This is a genomic window from Vogesella sp. LIG4 (assembly GCF_900090205.1).
Lineage (GTDB): Bacteria > Pseudomonadota > Gammaproteobacteria > Burkholderiales > Chromobacteriaceae > Vogesella.
In genome coordinates this window covers 3,499,791-3,519,973 of the sequence record NZ_LT607802.1, presented here as the reverse complement: position 1 = coordinate 3,519,973, position 20,183 = coordinate 3,499,791, and the positions used below count along the sequence as shown (strand labels likewise).

The window sequence follows — 20,183 nt, the reverse complement described above, 5'->3', positions numbered from 1 at the left end:
CGAGCCGGCGTCAGCGTGTTTGTGGCTTAACGCCGGCTGGCGCTCATGGTGTAGCCAGCGGTTTGCGCTTGAAGCACACCACTTTGGGTTGCGACATCTCTGCGATGGAGAAGCGCACCCCTTCGCGCCCGAGTGAGCCGTATTTGAAGCCGCCGAACGGCATGCCATCGAAGCGGAAGTCGGACGAATCGTTGATCATCACGCCGCCAGCCTGCAGGCGGTCCGCAACACTCAGCGCGGTCTCCATGTGACTGGTGAAGATGCCGGCCTGCAGGCTGCTTTCACTGTCGTTGGCGGCGGTGATCGCCTGACCGAGTTCGTCGAACGGCGCCACGCAGACCACGGGAGCGAATACCTCGTCACGCCAGACCTTGGCATGGGTGGGTACGTCGGCAAGTACGGTGGGGGCGTACAGCGCGCCGTCGCGACGATGTCCTGTGAGCAGTGTTGATCCTTGAGAGATCGCCTCCTCTACCCAGCCTTCGATGCGGTGCGCCTGGTCGGTGTTGATCATCGGACCCATATCGGTGCTGTCTTCCAGCGGATCCCCCACCTTCATGGCTTCAGTCAATTCGACCAGGTAGCGTGTGAATGCTGCGTATACCGGGCGTGCGATCAGAATGCGCTGGGTGCCGATGCAGTTTTGCCCTGCGGCCCAGAATGCGCCGGACACGCAGGCTTCGGCCGCTTCCTTCAGGTCGCAGTCGGCCATCACCAGAACCGGTGCATTGCCGCCCAGGTCCATGGCGATCTTCTTGAGCCCGGCAGCACGGGTGATTGCTTCGCCGCTGAGCGGGCCGCCGGTGAAGCTGACCATGCGGATGGCGCGTTCGCGTACTAGCGGCTCGGCCACTTCGGTGCCGCCGTGCACGATCTGTAGCGCTTCACGCGGCACGCCTGCCTGCCACAGACATTCGACCAGACGTTGGGCGGACAGCGGGGCGAGCAGGGAAGGCTTGAGGATGACCGCATTCCCCGCCGCCAACGCCGGGCCAAGCTTGTGGGCCACCAGATTGAGCGGGTCGTTGAAAGGCGTGATCGCCAGGATTATCCCGAGCGGCTCGTGGGTGTAATAGCCGGTGCGGTCGGCTGCGCCCGGGTAGGCGTCGAATGGAATGGTCTCGCCTGCGTGGCGCTTGGCTTCTTCGGCGGACAAGCGCAGCGTGTTGATGCAGCGCGCCACTTCCTTGCGTGCCTGGCGGATTGCCTTGCCGGCTTCGCTGGCAATGGTGCTCGCAAATTCGTCTGCTTGTTGTTCCACCAGTGCTGCCGCTTGCTGCAGCAGTTCGGCACGCTTGTACCGCGGCAGGGCTGCAGCCAGGGTGGCGCCGTGCTGAGCATGCTGTACGATTAGCGGCAGCGCTTCCGCTTGCGTGAGTGATACGGTGCCCACCAGGCGGCCATCGAACGGGGAGCGGACTTCATGCAGATGCGGCTTGAGCATGAGGGGGGCATTCATGCGCATGCCTCCTGCTGCTGTGCTTGCTCGGCCAGTTCGATCAGGTCGGACAGGATGGCAAAAGCCGTTTCCACCCGGCCGGCACCCGGGCCGCTGATGGTGATGTTGCCGAGCACGTCGGTCTCGAAACTGATGGCATTGCTGACGCCGGCAACCGAATGCAGTGAGTGGCCGGCCGGCAATTGGCGCGGTTCTACGCTGGCGCTGACCGTGCCGTCGGCATGGCGACTGGCCGAGCCCACAAGCTTCCAGTTGTCACCGGCGGTCCGGGCCGCGCGGATATCGGAACCTGTCAGCCCGCTGATGCCGCGGCAGGGCACGTCGGCACGGGTGAGCCCGGCATCCCAGAGTGTATTGGCCAGGATTACCACTTTGAGTTGTACGTCAGCGCCTTCCAGGTCGGCCGCAGGGTTGGCTTCGGCATAACCGAGTGCCTGTGCTTCTTTGACGGCCGCATCAAATTCGTGACCTTGCGCCAGACGCTCCAGTACATAGTTGGACGTGCCATTGAGGATGCCGGCAAAGCCGGTGATGTCGCAGCCGCGCAAGGTGGTGGAAATCTGACGCAGCACGGGGGTGCCACTCATCACTGCGCCTTCGTATTTGAGTTGCACGCCGTGTTCGGTTGCCAGCTGGGCGAGCGAACGTTGCGCCAGTGCAATCGGCCCCTTATTGGTGGTGATGACGTGCTTGCCGTGGGTCAGTGCGGCACGGCAATGCGAAAGTGCCGGTTCGCCGCTATTGGGGTCGGTGAAGGTGGCCTCGACCACCACGTCCACGTAGTCGGCCGAGATCAGCGCCAGTGTGTGCTGCAGGTCGATCTCGTGCTGCACGGTGGTGCCGGGCTCATGTTGCAGGGCATCGGTGGAGAAGCCGTTGGCTGCGCAGTCCAGTAGTGCGTCCAGCCCTATTCCTTGCGGGTTGCTGATCAGGCCGAGACGCAGATCGGCTACCGCGGTGATGCTCACCGGCAGGCCAGCCTTCTGCAGCATGTCCTGCTTTGCCTTCAACAGTTCTACCAGGCCTTGGTTAACGCCGCCGAAGCCTATCAGTGCCAATCGAAAAGCCATCGCTACACCCTTTCATGTTTGGAGTTGAGGCTTCATTCTGCTGCGGCAAATTGCCGGTAAAAATAGAAAAAACGGCGTTGTTTGTAGCTAAAACATTGCTATCTGTTAGCTTCCGGCTGCATTTTGTTCGTCGCTTTCGATCGGCACGAACAGGTTGGTCTTCAGGGTGTTCAGCACCACGTTGGTGGTGATGCGGCGGATCATCGGGTTGTGCTCCATTACCCGCGCTGTAAGCCGGTCATAGGCCTCGACGTCCTTGGCTGTGACGATGGCGATCAGGTCAGCGGCGCCGGTGACGTAGTAGATCTGCTGGATTTCGTCCACCTGGCGCGCCCATTCGCGAAAGCGCGCGACGGTTTCGTAGTTGTCACGCTCGATTTCCATGGCAGCGACGAATGTCATTGGTTTGCCTACCGCGGCACGGTCGACGATTGCCACTTCTGCAACGATTATTTTTTCGCTGCGCAGGCGTTTTAGCCGTTTCTGTACTGCCGAGGTGGAGAGTCCGACCAGTTCGGCGATGGTTTCGGCCTTGACCGAGCAATCGCGCTGCATCAGCGTGAGTATTTTCTGGTCGAAGGAATCGATTGAAGTGGTCATGGCGAGGTCATTTCATGGTTCATAGATAGAAAGCGTGCGGGCTGGCCACGCAGGCACTGGCACGTACTTGATCGAAGGCCTGGATCAGCTTTTGCTCGATTTGCCTGGCGGGCATGTCGAGACGAACCGGCGGCAGTTGCAGCAGGTCGATGCCGCTTGGCAGCGGGTGGGGACGTTCGTTGGCTATCAGGGCGGTACCGCCGATCCCTATTAAACCCATGCACAGATAGCTCGCGCCTGTTTGGTAGAGTGCGCGGGCCAGCGGCAGGTAAACCGTTTGCAATTGTGTGAGCAAGGCTTGCTCATAGCTCCCTGGCCACCAGACCCGCTCTTCGGGTGGCCAGGAGCCGGTGGGTAGTGCGGCTACGATCTCAAGCATGCCGTCGGCCTGCAGTAGGGCATAGGCGCGGCTCCGGCCATTCTCGTCTTGCGCGGTACAAGCAAGTTGCCCATCTTTCTGCAGGCTCGGTTGGCCGAGTGTGATGTTGAGCGGCTTGAGGAGAGTCAGTAGTGCTTGCGCAGCGTGAAGCTGGGCTGTGGGCAATGTCTTGCCGGTATCGGGTAGCAGCAGGCAGGCCCACTTGGGGCCGGCCTGCATCGGTAGTGCGGTATCGGCATTGTTTAGCTCTACCAGGCGCTGGTGTGTCGCTGACAGCAGGAGTGGGGGAGTTTTTTGCATGTGCACCTCATGTCTTGCTGCGGGATGGCCCCGGAGGCATGAACTTATTATGCAGAGGCTGTTCGCAGAAAAAGTTCTAAAACCTGCGGTTTTGATCCGTAAAGCCGCGTTTTTTGCCTTGCGCGTGCTGTATTGCGGAGAAGTTGACGCTTGCATGTGGTGAGGATCGCGCTTGCTTGTGCATGTTGCCGTGCTTCCTGGTCAGGCGACTCCCTGGGGGTGGCTGTTTTCTGTGTCGGGGTGAAGGTAGGGTCGCAGGTCGCGGGGGTGGAGTGCGGCTGAGCATCGGCAGTGGTGCAGAACGTGGCGCAGGTGGCCAGCCTGGCCAGCGTCAGTCATGATGCGGCCAACCTTTCCACCGAAACCGCACAGCAGATGAGCTGCCTCGCCAATGCGCTGCGCGACGAGGTAAACCTGTTCCGCATCTGAGCGGCAGCGGGCTAGTTTTCCGGCTCGCCCAGTCCGTTCAGCTTCTGTAGCGCATCGTGGCGCTGATCCAGCTCGCTGTGCAGGTAGCGGCGGGTGGTCTGGATGCTGCGATGGCGCAGGTTCTGGCTCACCAGCAGCAGGTCGATGCCGGCTTGCAGCTGGTGGCTGGCCGAGGTGTGACGCAGCCAGTGGGTGCTGGCGCGGGTGAGTTTGTCGCGGCTGGCGGCATCTTCCGCCAGCGTTGCGGCGCGCTGGAAGATTTCCCGCGTAATCAGGTACAACGCCTTGTCGCCCAGTGGGCGCGGCACTTCGCCCGCCTTGCTCATGGCGCAGATCAGCGGCGTCTGTTCCTGGTGCACCGGTAGCGGCGCCAGGCCAAGCTGCCGGCGGTAGCGTTGCAGGGCCGCCAGTAGCGCGTCGTTTACCGGGATATCCGCCACCCCGGTCTTGCCGTTTACCCGCCACCACCAGCGCTGACGCAGCTGGAAAAAATCCCCCATCACCGCCGCCGCAGCTTCGCCGCGCCGTGCACCGCTGTAGTACAGCAGGCTGATCACCCACAGGGCGCGTTCGCGCTGCGCGATTTCCCGTGCGCTGCCGGCAGGCAGGGCATGCACCGCCTGCACGATCAGCCGCCAGCAGTCCTGATCGAAAAAGCGCTCCAGTGCCAGTTGCTGGCTGGCTGCCGGTTTGCGCAGCAGGCGGAACGGGTTGCCGGTCAGCACGCCGGCGTGGTTCAGGTAGCTGAACAGGCTGCCCAGCACTGTCATGGCATGGCGGATGCTGCTGGCGGACAGCGGGCCGCTGAACGGTTTCCACGCCGGGTGCTTGCGGCCAACTGCCGGGCCTATCCATTGCTCTGCCGGGTGCGGGTGGGCCAGAAAGCGCTCGTAATCCAGCACATCCTGACGTTTGACGTTGCCCAGCTGCTGATCGCGGCTGGCCAGCCAGAGCATGAAACGCTCGGCCTCCTTGCGGTAGCTGCGCAGGGTGGCGGGGCGGTTGCTGAATTCCGCCAACCAGCCGAGTACGGCGTCCTGCTCGCTGTCGGCGCGGATCAGCTGCTGGCGGGGTGGGGTGGTGGGCAGCATTTGTGGTGTGGTTTTCCCGATAAAACTTCCGATAAGAATAGTTATCGGAAAAATAATTGGCAAGTCGTGTAAAATATAATGTATTACGTAATAAATTACTGAACAGCTGGCTGGTATAATCGCCACATCAGGAGGGTTTATGGATATCTATGCACGCATCCGCCAGGCGGCGTTCGAACTGGTGGCTGAAGGCGAGTGGCCTACCGTAGTGGAGGTGCGCGCACGGCTGGGCACCGGTTCCAATACCACCATCAACAACACGCTGAAGCAGTGGCGGCAGGAGTTTCTGGCGCGCATGGCCAGCAATGTGCGGCGGCCGGACTGGCCGGCGGGGCTGGCGGAGGCGGTAGACCAGCTATGGCAACGTGCCTGCGACCAGGCCGAGGCGCATCTGGAAACGCTGCGCGAAGAGGCGAAGGCCGAGGTGGCGCGGCTGGTGGGCGAGCTGGCCGAGCAGCACCGCCAGCTGGATGCACGCGGTGCTCAGTTGGCCACACTGGCGCAGGAGCACGAGGCACTGAAGCAGCAGCATCAGCAACTGCAGCAACAGCATGCCGAGGAAAACCGCCGCCGCCAGGTGCTGGAGGAAAGCCTGACCGGCCTGACTGCCTCGCTGGACGAAGCACGCCAGCAGCTGCTGGCGGTGCAGAAGGATGTCGATGCCCGGGTGGCGGCGCTGGAGCAGCGCCACGACGAGCGTTTGCAGCAGGCGGCGCAGGAGGCGGAAAAGCGCGAGGCGCTGGCCTACGAGCGCTTCGAAGGCATGCGCGTGCGCTTATATGAGCAGGTGGAAGAGGAGCGTACGGCGTTCAAGCAGCAGGCGACGCAGTGGCAGGCGCAGTTGCAGCAGCTGCAGCAGGAGCTGGATGCCACGCGTCAGCTGCAGCGCGAGCAGGCGGCCGATGCTGCACGTGAACAGGGCCGGCTGCAGGCACAGGGCGAGCTGGCGCAGCAGCGGCAGGCGGCGCTGGAGGCCGATTTGCAGCAGGCGCGGGAGCAGGGAGTGCAGCAACAGGCGCAGCTGCTGCAGATGACTGCGGAACTGGCAACGTTGGCCGCACGGCAGCAGTGGCGCCAGCAGCAGTTGCCCTTGTTGCAGCAGTGGCTGCAGCAGGACCGCGATGCGCTGCAGCAGCTGCCGGCTCAGGAGTATGCCGACCAGCTGCAACAGCGTTTTGCTGCTTTACTGGAACAGGCGTCCTAGCGCGGCGCAGATCTGTTCCAGGTAGCGGCGGTCGGTGTCGTCGAAGCTGCCGAGCTCTATGGAATCCACGTCCAGCACGGCGCACACGCTGCCGTGCTGATCGCATACCGGCACCACGATCTCCGAGCGCGACAGCGAGGAGCAGGCGATGTGGCCGGGGAAGGCGTCCACGTCCGGCACCACCAGCGTCTGCGCCTGTGCCCAGGCGCTGCCGCACACGCCCTTGCCCTTGCGGATGCGGGTGCAGGCGATCGGGCCCTGGAACGGCCCCAGTACCAGTTCCTCGTTTTTCACCAGGTAGAAGCCAGTCCACAGCCAGTTGAAGGTTTGCTGGATGGCGGCGCAGCTGTTGGCCATGGCGGCGATCAGGTCGCTTTCGCTGTCGATCAGCGCCAGCGCCTGCGGCAGCAGCTGCTGGTAGCGCTCTTCCTTGCTCTCGCCGGCAATGATGAGATTCTCGGCCACGTGAAATCCTTTGCTGATGGTGTGGGGGCGAGAGCATAACAAAAAAGCCGACGCGTCTGCGTCGGCTTTTTTGCGGCTGAACCGGCGTTACATCATGTGCTGGCCGCCGTTGATGGCGAAGTCGGCACCGGTCACGAAGCCGGCCACGTCGGACGCCAGGTAGTTCACCAGGCCGGCAACTTCTTCCGGCTTGCCCAGGCGGCCAACCGGGATGTTGGCCACGATCTTGTTGCGTACGTCTTCCGGTACCGCCATCACCATGTCGGTGCCGATATAGCCCGGGCTGATGGTGTTCACGGTTACGCCCTTGCGCGCCACTTCCTGCGCCAGCGCCATGGTGAAGCCGTGCATGCCGGCCTTGGCGGCGGAGTAGTTGGTCTGGCCGAACTGGCCTTTCTGGCCGTTGATCGACGAGATGTTGATGACGCGGCCAAAGCCACGCTCGGTCATGCCGTCCACTACCGGCTTGCACAGGTTGAACAGCGAATCCAGGTTGGTGCTGATCACGGCATCCCAGTCGGCCTTGCCCAGCTTGCGGAAGGACGCGTCACGGGTGATGCCGGCGTTGTTGACCAGAACGTCGATCGGGCCGATCTCGGCCTGGATCTTGGCGACGGCAGCCTGGCAGGCGTCAAAGTCGGTTACGTCGCACTGTACGGCGTGTACGTCGAAACCCAGGCCCTTCATGTCGGACAGCCAGGCGCCTTCCTTGCCCGGGCGACTGTAGGTGGTCACCACAGTGTGGCCTGCTTCGGCCAGTGCCTTGCAGATGGCGGTACCGATGCCGCCCATGCCCCCTGATACCAATGCGATGCGTTTGCTCATAGTGCTGGCTCCTTGTCTGTATGTAATCTGCGTTTGCAGACTACGGCTCGTATATTTTGTTTTAATGACAGATTAAGAGCGCTACCAACAAATGTAAATCGGCTGTAACAATTAATTTTTATTCATTGGGCATCGATGGCACGCGTGGTGAGCTTTTGCAGCAGCTCCAGCCGCATCGGCCGGATGTGGCCGGCCTTGCTGGCCTGCTTGATGGCGCAGTCCGGTTCCTGGCGGTGGGTGCAGTTGTGAAAGCGGCAATGGCCGAGGTAATCGCGCATTTCCGGAAACAGCCCGGCCAGCTCGGTTGCACCAATATGGGACAGGCCGAATTCCTGCAGGCCGGGGGAGTCGATCAGCTGGCTGTCGGCATCCAGGTGGTACAGCGCGGCATGGGTGGTGGTATGGCGACCGGCGTCCAGCGCGGTGGAAATTTCGCCGACTCGGGCGGCAGCTTCCGGCAGTAGCGCGTTGGTGATGGTGGATTTGCCCATGCCGGATTGTCCGACAAGAACGCTGGTCTCCCCCTGCAGCAACGGGCGCAGCGCGTCGGCACCCTGTTTGGCGCTGAGGGTGACCAGTTTGTAACCCAGCTGCTGGTAGGGCTGCAGCTTGTTCAGCCAGGCCGTGGTTTCCGGCAGATCGCTTTTGTTCACCACGATCACCGGGTCGATATCGGCGGCCTCGGCGGCCAGCAGGCAGCGGTTGAGCAGCTCTTCGCTGGGGCTGGGCACCGCGGCGGTGACGAAGAAAATGCGCGTCACGTTGGCCGCAATCAGCTTGGTGCGCCAGTCGTCCTGGCGATAGAGCAGGCTGTGTCGCGGCTGCAGGCCCTCGATTACCGCTTGCTCGTTGTTCAGCACGGTGATGTCCACGCGGTCGCCGCAGGCGTAGTCCACGCGCTTGCCGCGGCTGGTGCAGTCGTAGGTGCGCTCGCCGCTTTCCACGATGAAGCGGCGACCATAGGAACGGATGATCTGACCGGCCTGCTTCATGCGCGGCCAACCAGCGCTTCGGTCTTGGCGGCGCAGATGAAGTCGTTGAGGGTGATGCCGCCAGCGTCATGGGTGGAGAAGTGCACCACGGCACGGTTGTAGTGCACCGACATGTCCGGGTGGTGGTCCTCGGCGTGGGCGATCCACGCCAGGGCGTTCACGAAGGCCATGGTCTTGTAGTAATCGGCAAAGCGGAAGGTCTTTACCAGTTCGATGCCTTCCAGCTGCCAGCCCGGCAGGTGGGTCAGCAGCTCGCTGACAGTGTCCGCGCTCAGCGAATGTTTGCCGTGTTGCGGCTCGCAGTGCATGTCGAGCAGGTTCATGGTGTGCTTCCTTGCAGGTGGGCGATGCGCAGGCTCGCCGGTGGGTGTGAGTCGTAGAAGGTGGAATGCAGCGGGTCCGGGGTCAGGGTGCTGGCATTGTCACGATAGAGTTTGGTCAGCGCGCTCACCAGTGCGGCGGCGTTGCTGTGGCTGGCTGCAAAGTCGTCGGCCTGGTATTCGTGGCGGCGCGACAGCATGCTGGACAGCGGGTGCAGGATGAAGGTGAACACCGGCATGCACAGCATGAACAGCAGCAGGCCGGTGGCCGGCGTCATGGCGCTGCTGCCCAGGCCCAGGTAGAACGCCGGCAGGTACAGGCATTGCGCGAACAGCCACAGTAGCAGCAGCGAGCTGGCGAAGGTCAGCAGGATGCGGCTGCGGATATGGCCGTGGTGGAAGTGGCCAAGTTCATGCGCCAATACCGCCTCGATTTCCTCCGGGCTCAGCTGCTCCAGCAGGGTGTCGAAGAACACGATGCGCTTGGATTTGCCGAGGCCGGTGAAGTAGGCGTTGCCGTGGCTGGAGCGGCGCGAGCCATCCATCACGAACACGCCGTTGCTGGCAAAGCCGCAACGCGCCAGCAGCTGGTTGATGCGTTGCAGCAGCTCGCTGTCGGCCAGCGGGCTGAAGCGGTTGAAGCGCGGCGCGATCAGCGTGGGGTAGGCCCACACCATCAGCAGGCTGAAGCTGCACCAGGTCAGCCAGGTCCACAGCCAGAAATACTGGCCGCCATGCTGGATCAGCCACAGCACCGCCGCCAGTATCGGCGTGCCGATCAATAGCGATAGCACGGTGCCCTTGGCAAGGTCGCTGATGAACAGCCGCGCATCCACCTTGCTGAAGCCGAAGCGGCGTTCCACCACGAAGGTGCTATACAGCGACAGGGGCAGGCTGATGGCGCTCATCACCAGCGTGCACAGGCCAACGGTGGCCAGCTGTGCCGGCATGCCGGCGCCCAGCAGGCTGCTGGCCAGGCGGCTGGCGAATTCGATGCCGCCGCCCAGGGTGAAGGCCAGCAGCAGCACGGCGTCCAGCAGGCTGGACACCATGGCTACGCGTACGCGGGCGCAGGTGTAGTCGGCGGCCTTCTGGTGTTGCTCCAGCGTGATGCTGTCGGCAAAGGCGGTGGGTACGGCGCCGCGGTGGCGGCGGATATGGCTGATGTGGCGTGCGGCCAACCACCAGCGCAGCCAGCTGTTCAGCAGCAGCGCCAGCAGCAGGCTCCAGGTAAATGCATTCATCAAGTCGTTTGCCCTGTGGCGGTCAAATCGCGGAAAATGGGCGCATTTTGAAAGACACCGACTTATGCCGCAAGATCAAAACAACCTCATCTGGCTCGATATGGAAATGACGGGCCTGAATCCGGACAGCGATCGCATCATCGAAATCGCCATCATCGTCACTGATTCCCAGCTCAACACCGTGGCCGAATCGCCGGTAATCGCCGTGCACCAGCCGGATGCGGTGCTGGATGCCATGGACGACTGGAACAAGAACACCCACGGCAAATCCGGCCTCATCGACCGCGTCAAGGCGTCCACCGTGGACGAGGCCAAAGCGACCGAGCTGCTGGTGGCCTTCCTGCAGGAACACGTGCCGTCCGGCAAGTCGCCGATGTGCGGCAACTCCATCTGCCAGGACCGCCGTTTCATGGCGCGCTGGATGCCGCAGCTGGAAGCGTACTTCCATTATCGCAACCTGGACGTGTCCACGCTGAAGGAACTGTGCCGCCGCTGGAAGCCGGAAATCGCCAAGGGCGTGGTGAAGAAGGGTAAGCACGAGGCGCTGGCCGACATTCAGGAATCCATCGACGAGCTGCGCTACTACCGCGAGCACTTCCTCAAGGTGTAAGCGCCTGTTCATGGCCTTTTGCGACTGCGCTGGCAAGGCTGCGTGTTGCGGAGGCCGTGTAACGGGCCAGCCCTCCGGGGCCGGGTTCTGCCGGCGCATCGCGTTGTCGATCGCCCCTGGCAGTGAATAACACTGCAGCGGGGCGCTCTCCTGGCGCTACATCCGGCAGAATCCGGCCGCAGTCGGAAAAACCATGAATAGGCGCTAAGCCCTCCGCATGATCAGCGAACGACTCCACCCCATCAACGAATCGCCGGTGTGGGCGCGGCTGCACCAGCACCAGCGCGCTACCCGTCATGTGCATATGCGCGAGCTGTTCGCGCAGGATGCGCTGCGTTTTGACCGCTACTCGCTGGAGCTGGACGGCCTGCTGCTGGACTACTCCAAGAACCGCATCACTGACCGCACGCTGGAATTGCTGCTGGAGCTGGCCGATGCGGCCAACCTTGGGCAGTGGCTGCAATGGATGCGCAGCGGCGAGCGCATCAATGTCAGCGAAGGCCGCGCGGTGCTGCACACCGCGTTGCGGCTGCCGCCGGACGCCACGCTGCCGCTGGATGGCGTGGACGTGGTGCCGCAGGTGCATGCCGAGCTGCAGCGCGTATGCGACTTTGCCGAGCGGGTGCGCAGCGGTGCCTGGCTGGGGCATGACGGCCAGCGCATCCGTCGGGTGGTGAATATCGGCATCGGCGGCTCCGACCTGGGGCCGCTGATGGTGGCCGAAGCATTGAAGCCGTACGCCCAGCCGGGGCTGGCGGTGGATTTCGTCTCCAACGTCGATGGCCAGCATCTGGCGCAGGTGCTGGCGCAGTGCGACCCGGCCAGCACGCTGTTCATCGTCGCCTCCAAATCGTTTACCACGCCGGAGACGCTGCTCAATGCGCAGGCCGCGCGGCGCTGGCTGGTGGCGGCCGCCGGCGAGGCGGCGGTGCCGCGGCATTTCGTGGCAGTGTCCACCAATGCCGCCGCGGTGCAGGCCTTCGGCATCGATACCGCGCACATGTTCGGTTTCTGGGACTGGGTGGGCGGCCGCTATTCGGTGTGGTCGGCCATCGGCCTGCCGGTGGTGCTGGCCATCGGCGCCGACAACTTCCGCCAGTTCCTGGCTGGCGGCGCGCGCATGGACCGCCACTTCTTCGAAACCCCGTTCGCCCGCAACATGCCGGTGCTGCTGGGGCTGATCGGCATCTGGTACAACACCTTCTATGGTGCGCACACCCACGCCATCATGCCGTACGACCACGGCCTGCGCCGGCTGCCGGCGCACATCCAGCAGCTGGACATGGAGTCCAACGGCAAGCGGGTGGGGCGCTGCGGCGAGCGGCTGGACTTCGATACCGGCCCGGTGATCTGGGGCGAGGAGGGCGTCAACAGTCAGCATGCCTTCTTCCAGCTGCTGCACCAGGGTACGCGGCTGGTGCCCTGCGATTTCATCGTGCCGATGAACAGCCACTACCCGCTGGATGGCCAGCACCAGGTGCTGGTGGCCAATTGCTTCGCCCAGGCCGAGGCGCTGATGCGCGGCAAGAGCGAGGCCGAGGTGTTGCAGGAGCTGGGCGGCGTCAGTGGCGACGAGCTGGACATGCTGCTGCCGCAGAAACTGTTTCCCGGTAACCAGCCGTCCAACACCATTGCGCTGGACCAGGTAACGCCGTACAGCCTGGGCATGCTGCTGGCGCTGTACGAGCACAAGGTGTTCGTGCAGGGCGCAATCTGGGGGGTGAACTCTTTCGACCAGTGGGGCGTGGAATACGGCAAGCAGCTGGCCAAGCGGCTGCTGACGGAAATGGATGCCGGTGGCGGCGGGCGGCACGATGCTTCCACCGCCGGCCTGGTGCGGCATTACCTGGAGCGCAAGCATGGATAACGGGTGCGCTGGCATGGATAAATGGCAGCTGGCAGCGCAGCTGGGTACAAGGTTGGCCGCATGCGGCCAACGTGTCACCACGGCGGAATCCTGCACCGGCGGCGGCGTGGCCGCGGCCATCACCGAGATCGCCGGCAGCTCCGGCTGGTTCGACATGGCGGTGGTGAGCTATAGCGACGAGATCAAGCAGCGTGTGCTGGGCGTGCCGGCGGCGCTGCTGCAACAGCATGGTGCCGTCAGTGAGCCGGTGGCGGCTGCCATGGCCGAGGGGGCACTGCGACTGGCCGGCGCCGACTGGGCGCTGGCGGTATCCGGCGTGGCCGGCCCCGGCGGCGGTACGGCGGCCAAGCCGGTGGGCATGGTGTGCTTTGCGATTGCCGGCGCGGCACTGGCCAGTCCTTTGACATGGACGCAACACTTTGCCGGCGACCGCCACGCGGTGCGCGAGCAGTCGGTGTGCGCGCTGTTGTCGACGCTGTTGCAACAGCTGCCGGCACAATAAGCCAATGGCGGGGCCACTGGCGGCAACCTGTTCCAAGGGACTGGCCGCCGGCAGCAAAAATCCCCTGATAACTTTTGGCGCTATGCGTATAATCACGCCCCTGCCTGAAATTTGAGCAGTGATTTTGCGCCGTACGGCCTGCACTGCTGCGAATACTAAAGTGCTGCAAGACATGCGACTGCGCGGCATTGCCGCTACCATGCTTGAGCCAATCCAAACGATACGCACATTGGGAGAAACAATCTCATGCTGAATGCCAAGAAACGGGGCTTCGCCATTGCCGCTGCTGCCATGATGGTGGCGGCCTCCTCCAGCTTCGCCTTCACCCCGGCCGTGGTGTACGACCAGGCCGGCAAGTTCGACAAGAGCTTCAACGAAGCCGCCTACACCGGCGCCGAGCGCTTCAAGAAAGCCACCGGCGTGGCCTACCGCGAAGCCCAGATCGCCAACGAGGCTCAGAAGGAACAGGTGCTGCGCAACCTGGCGCGCAAGAACGTTGACCTGATCGTGGCCGTCGGCTTCTCCTTCACCCAGGCTGTGCAGACCGTTGCCACCGAGTTCCCGAAGGTGAAATTCGCCATCGTTGACGATGTGGCCAAGGGCGACAACGTGCAGTCCGTGCTGTTCAAGGAGCAGGAAGGCTCCTACCTGGTGGGCATGGCTGCCGCCATGGCCTCCAAGTCGCACAAGGTGGGCTTCGTGGGTGGCATGGACGTGCCGCTGATCCGCGCCTTCGATTGCGGCTACGCGCAGGGTGCCAAGGCTGCCGACAGCAAGGTGGAAGTAATCTCCAACATGACCGGCACCACCCCGCAGGCCTTCAATGACCCGGCCCGCGGCGGCGAGCTGGCGCGCAGCCAGTTCGACCGTGGCGTTGACGTGGTATTCCACGCCGCCGGCGGCACCGGCATGGGCGTGCTGCAGGCCGCCAAGGACAAGAACAAGCTGGGCATCGGCGTGGATTCCAACCAGAACCACCTGTTCCCGGGCTTCGTGCTGACCTCCATGCTCAAGCGCGTGGATAACGCCGTGTACAACCTGTTCATGGCCGGCAAGAACGGCACCTGGAAGTCGGGTGTGGTGACCATGGGCCTGAAGGAAGGCGGCGTGGACTGGGCGCTGGACGACAACAACCGCAAGCTGATCAGCAAGGCGATGGAAGGCAAGATCAACCAGGCCAAGAAAGACATCATTTCCGGCAAGGTGAAGGTTGTCGATTACCGTGCGGCCAACAGCTGCCCGGTGAAATAAGCCAAAAAAGTCCGATATCCGGATAAGCAACGCGGCAAGCAGGCTGGGCCTGCTTGCCGCGCTTTCATGATGCGGCGTTTTTGCGGCGCAGCAATATCCGGGCCGCATTCCGAGCGAAAGCACACACATATGGCCGAATTAGCCATCGAGCTCATAGGCGTCAACAAGCACTTCGGCGAAGTGCACGCCAACAAGAACATCAGCTTCGGCATCCGCAAGGGCTCCATTCACGGCGTCATCGGTGAAAACGGAGCGGGCAAATCCACCCTGATGAGTATCCTCTACGGCTACTATCACGCGGATTCCGGAACCATTCGCATCAACGGCAAGGAGGAGCGCATCCGCTCCAGCCAGGATGCGATCGCCAAGGGCATCGGCATGGTGCATCAGCACTTCATGCTGGTGGACCCGTTCACCGTGCTGGAAAACATCGTGCTGGGCGCGGAAGAGGGTGTGCGCCTGGATGCCAGCCTGGCCGCCGCGCGCCGCCACCTGGCGGACCTCAACCGCGACTACGGCCTGCAGGTCGACCCGGACGCCATCGTGGGCGAGCTGGGCGTGGGCAGCCAGCAGCGGGTGGAAATCCTCAAGGCGCTGTACCGCGGCGCCGACGTGCTGATCCTGGACGAGCCGACCGCGGTGCTGACGCCGCAGGAAGCCGATGACCTGTTCCGCATCCTGCGGCTGCTGAAGCAGCAGGGCAAGACGGTGATCCTGATCACCCACAAGCTGCGCGAAGTGCTGGACATCACCGATACCGTCACCGTGATGCGTGCCGGCGAGGTGGTGGGCCAGGTGGTGACCGCCGAGGTGGGCAAGGAAGACCTGGCCGACCTGATGGTTGGCCGCAAGGTGAACCTGCAGCTGGACAAGGCGCCGGCCAGACCGGGCAAGACGGTGCTGGCGGTGTCCGGCCTGAACCTGGTGGACGAGCGCGGCGTGGCGCTGCTCAAAGACATCGGTTTCGAGCTGCGCGCCGGCGAGATCGTCGGCATCGCCGGCGTGTCCGGCAACGGCCAGTCCGAACTGCTGGAGGTGCTGTCCGGCATGCGCGAGGCCACCTCGGGCTCGGTGAACTTCAATGGCACCGAACTGAGCACGCTGAAGACCCGTGAACCCAAGGCGGCCGCCTACCGCAGGCTGGGCATTGCCCACGTGCCGGAAGACCGTTCGCGCGAAGGGCTGGTGAAGGACTTCTCCACCTTCGAGAACGCCATCCTGGGTTATCACAACGATCCGTCCATTCGCCGTGGCGGGCTGTTCAGCCGCAAGGCCATCGTCGAGCGCTGCCGCCGCTTCATCCGCGAGTTCGACGTGCGCCCGGCGCTGACGCATCGCCGCATCGGCCTGTTTTCCGGCGGCAACCAGCAAAAGGTGATCCTGGCGCGCGAAATCCACGCCAACCCGGAGCTGATGCTGATCGGCCAGCCCACGCGCGGCGTGGACATTGGTGCCATCGAGTTCATCCACAAACGCCTGCTGCAGCTGCGCGACGAAGGCAAGGCGCTGCTGCTGGTGTCGGTGGAACTGGACGAAATTCTGGCTTTGAGCGACCGCATCATCGTAATGAATGCCGGCGCGATTTCCGGCGAGCTGTCGGCGGCAGAGGCCACCACTACCTCGCTGGGTCTGTTGATGGGGGGGCATAAATGAGTCAGCCTGCCAATCTGCCGCGCTGGGCAGCACTGTGGCTGATGCCGGTGCTGAACCTGGTGGCGGCACTGTTCGTATCCGGCCTGGTGATCGCACTGATCGGCGAAGACCCGATCGAGTGCCTGAAACTGCTGATCAATGGCGCCTTCGGTTACCCGGAAGGCATCGGCTACACGTTGTTCTACACCACCAGCTTCATCTTTACCGGTCTGGCGGTGGCGGCGGCATTCCATGCCGGCCTGTTCAATATCGGCGGCGAGGGCCAGATGTATCTGTCCGGCCTGGGGGTGACCCTGGTGTGCCTGCAGTTCGGCGGTCTGCCCGGCTGGCTGCTGATTCCGCTGGCGCTGCTGGGCGCCATCCTGTTCGGCGCTGCCTGGGCCTTCGTGCCGGCCTGGCTGCAGGCCAAGCGCGGCAGCCACATCGTGGTGACCACCATCATGTTCAACTTCATTGCCAGCTCGCTGATGAACTGGCTGCTGGTGGACAAGCTGCGCATGCCCGGCTCGCAGGTGCCGGCCACGGTGACTTTCGCCCAGACGGCCTGGGTGCCGTTGCTGAAGGATGTGTTTGCACCGCTGGGCTTCGTGCTGCCGAATACGCCGCTGAACGCTAGCTTCTTCCTGGCCATCCTGGCACTGGTGCTGTTCTACGTGGTGGTGTGGCATAGCCCGCAGGGCTTCGTTACCCGCACGGTGGGCCTCAACGAGAAGGCGGCGCGTTACGCCGGCATGCCGGTGGACAAGATCATCATCCTGGTGATGTGTGTATCCGGCGCGCTGGCCGGCATGGCATCCATCAACGAGCTGCTGGGCTCCACCCACCGCATGAACCTGGGCTTCACCAACGGCATCGGCTTTGTCGGCATTGCCGTGGCGCTGATGGGGCGCAACCATCCGGTGGGCATCCTGCTGTCGGCGCTGCTGTTCGGCGCGCTGACCCAGGGCGGCCTGGACCTGTCGTTCGAGAAGCCTGCCATCACCCGCGAGATGATCATCTTTACCCAGGGCCTGATCATCCTGTTCTGCGGCGCGCTGGAAAACCTGTTCCAGACCCCGTTGTCGCTGGCGTTCAAACGCATGCTGAAGAAGGAGGGCTGAGATGGAGATTTTCTTTAGCGTGCTGGATGCCACGCTGCGCGTGAGCACCCCGCTGGTGCTGGCGGCGCTGGCCGGCCTGTTCTCCGAGCGTTCCGGTATTGTCGATCTGGCGTTGGAGGGCAAGATGTTGGCCGCAGCGTTTGCCGCCGCCTGCGTTGCCTACCTGGCGCATTCGCCGTGGGCCGGGCTGGGCGCCGGCATTGCGGTGGGCATGCTGGTGGCGCTGCTGCATGGCGTGGTGTCGATCGGCTACAACGGCAACCAGCTGATTTCCGCGGTGGCCATCAACATGATGGTGTCCGGCGTGACGCCGGTGCTGGCGCTGGCCTGGTTCCAGCAGGGCGGTCGCACGCCGACGCTGGACGACGACGCGCGCTTCACCGCGGTGCAGCTGCCGTTTGCCGATACCATCGCGCAGAGCACGGCGCTGAAAACCTTCCTCGGCCACAATGTGCTGGTGTACCTGGCGATGGCCCTGATCATCGTGGTGAGCTGGGTGGTGTACCAGAGCCGCTTCGGCCTGCGCCTGCGCGCGGTGGGCGAAAACCCGCATGCCGCCGATGCCGCCGGTATCAGCGTCAAGGGGGTGCGTTACATCGCCCAGCTGATCAGCGGCGCGCTGTGTGGCGTGGCCGGTGCCTACCTGGTGCTGGCGCAGACCGGCGCCTTCATCCAGGACATGACTGCCGGCAAGGGCTACCTGGCGCTGGCGGCGCTGATCTTCGGCAAGTGGCGGCCGTGGGCGGCGGTATCCGGCTGCCTGCTGTTCGCCTTTACCGATGCCATCCAGATCCGCCTGCAGGGCGTGCCGCTGCCGCTGATCGGCAGCATTCCGGATGCCTTCATCCAGGCGATTCCCTACGTGCTGACCGTGGTGCTGCTGGCCGGCTTCATGGGTCGTGCGGTGGCGCCGAAGGCGATCGGCATTCCGTTCGTGAAGTCGCGCTGAGCTTGCGGCCAACGTACAAGAAAAAACGGCACCTGCGGGTGCCGTTTTTTCTTGTGATCTACTCGTCGCCAGCGGTTTTTTTGCGTGCTCGCGGGTGGGCGTCGTCGTAGACCTTGGCCAGGTGCTGGAAGTCCAGGCTGGTGTAGATCTGCGTGGTGGCCAGGTTGGCGTGGCCGAGCAGCTCCTGCACCGCGCGCAGGTCGCCGGAGGATTGCAGCATGTGGCTGGCAAAGGAGTGGCGCAGCATGTGCGGGTGCACGTGCTGCTCGCTGCCGCTGCGCAGTGCCCAGCTTTCCAGCCGGCGCGCCAGTTGCCGGCTGCTGATACGCGTGCCGCGCCGCGACAGGAACAGCGCCTCTTCGCCTTCCGCCGGCTGGCGCAGTGGCAACCAGCGCCGCAGTGCTGCCAGTGCCTGCTTGCCCACCGGCAGGATGCGTTCGCGGTTGCCCTTGCCGTGCACCTTCACCAGCGCGGTATCGAGATCCAGGTCGGCCAGGTTCAGCGCCACGGTTTCCGATAGCCGCAGGCCGGAGGAGTACATCAGTTCGAAGATAGCCTGGTCGCGGACGTCGTGTTCGTCTTCCGGCGTGCTGTCCAGCAGCTGCATGGCGCCATCCACGCTCAACACCTTGGGCAGGCGTTTGCCGGCGCGCGGTGCGCGCAGGCCGGCACAAGGGTTGGCCGCAACCCAGTCGCGGCGCAGCATCCAGTCGTACAGGCTGCGCCAGGTGGACAGCATGCGCGCCAGGGTGCGCGGCGACAGCTCCTCGCGGCGCAACTGCCCCAGTGCGCGCTGGATGCGCGGGCCGTCCACTTCTGCCGGCGGCGTGTCGGCCAGCAGTTCGGCCAGCCGGGTGAGGTCGCGCCGGTAGGCCAGGCGGGTGTGTTCGCTGCGTGCGGCCAACCTCAGCTGGTCGTCGAAGGCGTCGATCAGGCCTTGCCAGTGCGCGTCCATCAGCCGCGCCGCATCCTGGCCATCTGCATCAGCCGCTCGAACAGCTGCACGTCCTGCTCGTTCTTCAGCAGCGCGCCGGCCAGTGGCGGCAGTTGCTGCTGCGCGTGTTGCTCGCGCAGTTGTGCCGCCTGGATGGTTTCGTGCCGCAGCAGTTTCAGCCAGTCCAGCAGCTCCGAGGTGGACGGTTTCTTCTTCAGGCCCTGCAGCTCGCGGATGCCGGTGAACACTTCCAGTGCTGCGCCTACCAGCTCCTGCTCGATGTCCGGGTAGTGCACGTCAATGATGCTCTGCAGCGTGTCGCGATCCGGAAAGCGGATGTAGTGGAAGAAGCAGCGGCGCAGGAAGGCGTCCGGCAGCTCCTTCTCGTTGTTGGAGGTAATGATGATGATGGGGCGCTGGCGCGCACGCACGAATTCCTGGGTTTCGTGCACGAAGAACTCCATCTGGTCCAGTTCGCGCAGCAGGTCGTTGGGGAATTCGATGTCGGCCTTGTCGATTTCATCGATCAGCAGCACCGGTGCCTCGTCGGCCTCGAATGCCTGCCACAGCTTGCCCTTGATGATGTAGTTGCGGATGTCGTGCACACGCTCGCTGCCCAGCTGCGAATCGCGCAGCCTGGATACGGCATCGTATTCGTACAGCCCGTGCTGTGCCTTGGTGGTGGACTTGATCGGCCAGACGATCAGCTGCTTGCCCAGCGCAGCGGCCAGCTCCTCGGCCAGCATGGTTTTGCCGGTGCCGGGCTCGCCCTTGACCAGCAGCGGGCGCTGCAGGGTGATGGCGGCGTTGACGGCCAGCATCAGGTCGTCGGTGGCAACGTACTGCTCGCTGCCGGTGAAACGAGGGTTCATGAGGTATTGGCCCTGTATTGTTATGGGGCACCTCGCAAAATTCCCGCTTCCGTCGCGATACTGCGTT

21 protein-coding genes are annotated in these 20,183 nt (G+C 63.7%); 9 read left to right on the top strand and 12 right to left on the bottom strand.

Annotated features, from left to right (window positions below; translation table 11 throughout):
- Positions 1-43 precede the first annotated feature (43 nt).
- The 4 genes from PSELUDRAFT_RS16325 to PSELUDRAFT_RS16310 form a co-directional block, all read right to left on the bottom strand.
- Complete coding sequence (locus PSELUDRAFT_RS16325; RefSeq protein ID WP_197693892.1) at positions 44-1,465, bottom strand: aldehyde dehydrogenase family protein; 1,422 nt, start codon at positions 1,463-1,465, stop codon at positions 44-46.
- The gene (locus PSELUDRAFT_RS16320) at positions 1,456-2,529 is read right to left on the bottom strand and encodes a homoserine dehydrogenase (protein ID WP_088967835.1); all 1,074 of its coding nucleotides are present in this window, start codon (positions 2,527-2,529) and stop codon (positions 1,456-1,458) included. Before PSELUDRAFT_RS16320 ends, PSELUDRAFT_RS16325 begins: the two co-directional genes overlap by 10 nt.
- A 105-nt stretch (positions 2,530-2,634) precedes the next feature.
- Positions 2,635-3,129, bottom strand: a complete 495-nt coding sequence (locus PSELUDRAFT_RS16315) for an Lrp/AsnC family transcriptional regulator (protein ID WP_088967834.1) — start codon at positions 3,127-3,129, stop codon at positions 2,635-2,637.
- A gap of 19 nt (positions 3,130-3,148) precedes the next feature.
- Positions 3,149-3,808 (bottom strand): hypothetical protein, encoded by a 660-nt coding sequence (locus PSELUDRAFT_RS16310; RefSeq protein WP_088967833.1) that lies wholly within the window; start codon positions 3,806-3,808, stop codon positions 3,149-3,151.
- A 291-nt stretch (positions 3,809-4,099) separates the two neighbouring features.
- Here PSELUDRAFT_RS16310 and PSELUDRAFT_RS19515 point away from each other — a divergent pair, with 291 nt between their 5' ends.
- Complete coding sequence (locus PSELUDRAFT_RS19515) at positions 4,100-4,237, top strand: hypothetical protein (RefSeq protein WP_157725162.1); 138 nt, start codon at positions 4,100-4,102, stop codon at positions 4,235-4,237.
- 11 nt (positions 4,238-4,248) lie between these two features.
- Here the strand turns inward: PSELUDRAFT_RS19515 and PSELUDRAFT_RS16305 are convergent, their stop codons facing one another.
- Positions 4,249-5,328 (bottom strand): site-specific integrase, encoded by a 1,080-nt coding sequence (locus tag PSELUDRAFT_RS16305; protein ID WP_088967832.1) that lies wholly within the window; start codon positions 5,326-5,328, stop codon positions 4,249-4,251.
- Between the two features lie 139 nt (positions 5,329-5,467).
- On the opposite strand from PSELUDRAFT_RS16305, the gene PSELUDRAFT_RS16300 reads away from it, so the two are divergent.
- Positions 5,468-6,532 carry a DNA-binding protein gene (locus PSELUDRAFT_RS16300; protein ID WP_088967831.1) on the top strand — a complete coding sequence of 355 codons (1,065 nt, stop codon included), beginning with the start codon at positions 5,468-5,470 and terminating at the stop codon, positions 6,530-6,532.
- Here PSELUDRAFT_RS16300 and PSELUDRAFT_RS16295 read toward each other — a convergent pair.
- From PSELUDRAFT_RS16295 to PSELUDRAFT_RS16275, 5 genes are all read right to left on the bottom strand, one after another.
- Positions 6,512-6,997 carry a GAF domain-containing protein gene (locus PSELUDRAFT_RS16295; protein WP_088967830.1) on the bottom strand — a complete coding sequence of 162 codons (486 nt, stop codon included), beginning with the start codon at positions 6,995-6,997 and terminating at the stop codon, positions 6,512-6,514. The genes PSELUDRAFT_RS16300 and PSELUDRAFT_RS16295 overlap by 21 nt on opposite strands.
- 87 nt (positions 6,998-7,084) lie before the next feature.
- Positions 7,085-7,822 carry a beta-ketoacyl-ACP reductase gene (locus PSELUDRAFT_RS16290; protein ID WP_088967829.1) on the bottom strand — a complete coding sequence of 246 codons (738 nt, stop codon included), beginning with the start codon at positions 7,820-7,822 and terminating at the stop codon, positions 7,085-7,087.
- A 122-nt stretch (positions 7,823-7,944) separates the two neighbouring features.
- On the bottom strand, positions 7,945-8,814 hold the full coding sequence (gene rsgA / locus PSELUDRAFT_RS16285) for a ribosome small subunit-dependent GTPase A (RefSeq protein ID WP_088967828.1): 870 nt from the start codon (positions 8,812-8,814) through the stop codon (positions 7,945-7,947).
- Positions 8,811-9,137 (bottom strand): 4a-hydroxytetrahydrobiopterin dehydratase, encoded by a 327-nt coding sequence (locus PSELUDRAFT_RS16280; RefSeq protein ID WP_088967827.1) that lies wholly within the window; start codon positions 9,135-9,137, stop codon positions 8,811-8,813. The genes rsgA and PSELUDRAFT_RS16280 overlap by 4 nt, the downstream gene beginning before the upstream one ends.
- Positions 9,134-10,378 carry a M48 family metallopeptidase gene (locus PSELUDRAFT_RS16275; protein WP_179947555.1) on the bottom strand — a complete coding sequence of 415 codons (1,245 nt, stop codon included), beginning with the start codon at positions 10,376-10,378 and terminating at the stop codon, positions 9,134-9,136. Before PSELUDRAFT_RS16275 ends, PSELUDRAFT_RS16280 begins: the two co-directional genes overlap by 4 nt.
- A gap of 64 nt (positions 10,379-10,442) precedes the next feature.
- On the opposite strand from PSELUDRAFT_RS16275, the gene orn reads away from it, so the two are divergent.
- The 7 genes from orn to PSELUDRAFT_RS16240 all read left to right on the top strand — a co-directional run bounded on the left by orn (position 10,443) and on the right by PSELUDRAFT_RS16240 (position 18,310).
- Entirely contained in the window at positions 10,443-10,988 is a 546-nt protein-coding gene (gene orn, locus PSELUDRAFT_RS16270; RefSeq protein WP_088967825.1) for an oligoribonuclease, read from the top strand.
- A gap of 217 nt (positions 10,989-11,205) precedes the next feature.
- Positions 11,206-12,855 carry a glucose-6-phosphate isomerase gene (gene pgi / locus PSELUDRAFT_RS16265; protein WP_088967824.1) on the top strand — a complete coding sequence of 550 codons (1,650 nt, stop codon included), beginning with the start codon at positions 11,206-11,208 and terminating at the stop codon, positions 12,853-12,855.
- 13 nt (positions 12,856-12,868) lie between these two features.
- Positions 12,869-13,357, top strand: coding sequence for a CinA family protein (locus tag PSELUDRAFT_RS16260; RefSeq protein WP_088967823.1), 489 nt, complete (start codon positions 12,869-12,871; stop codon positions 13,355-13,357).
- A gap of 246 nt (positions 13,358-13,603) precedes the next feature.
- Positions 13,604-14,608 carry a BMP family protein gene (locus PSELUDRAFT_RS16255; protein WP_088967822.1) on the top strand — a complete coding sequence of 335 codons (1,005 nt, stop codon included), beginning with the start codon at positions 13,604-13,606 and terminating at the stop codon, positions 14,606-14,608.
- Between the two features lie 129 nt (positions 14,609-14,737).
- Positions 14,738-16,261, top strand: a complete 1,524-nt coding sequence (locus PSELUDRAFT_RS16250; protein WP_088967821.1) for an ABC transporter ATP-binding protein — start codon at positions 14,738-14,740, stop codon at positions 16,259-16,261.
- A complete protein-coding gene (locus tag PSELUDRAFT_RS16245) occupies positions 16,258-17,361 on the top strand; it encodes an ABC transporter permease (protein WP_164497434.1) in 1,104 nt (367 codons plus the stop codon). The genes PSELUDRAFT_RS16250 and PSELUDRAFT_RS16245 overlap by 4 nt, the downstream gene beginning before the upstream one ends.
- 1 nt (position 17,362) lies before the next feature.
- Entirely contained in the window at positions 17,363-18,310 is a 948-nt protein-coding gene (locus PSELUDRAFT_RS16240; RefSeq protein WP_088967820.1) for an ABC transporter permease, read from the top strand.
- Between the two features lie 58 nt (positions 18,311-18,368).
- Here the strand turns inward: PSELUDRAFT_RS16240 and xerC are convergent, their stop codons facing one another.
- The gene (xerC, locus tag PSELUDRAFT_RS16235; protein ID WP_088967819.1) at positions 18,369-19,265 is read right to left on the bottom strand and encodes a tyrosine recombinase XerC; all 897 of its coding nucleotides are present in this window, start codon (positions 19,263-19,265) and stop codon (positions 18,369-18,371) included.
- Positions 19,265-20,116, bottom strand: a complete 852-nt coding sequence (locus tag PSELUDRAFT_RS16230) for a MoxR family ATPase (RefSeq protein WP_088967818.1) — start codon at positions 20,114-20,116, stop codon at positions 19,265-19,267. The genes xerC and PSELUDRAFT_RS16230 overlap by 1 nt, the downstream gene beginning before the upstream one ends.
- Positions 20,117-20,183: the final 67 nt, after the last annotated feature.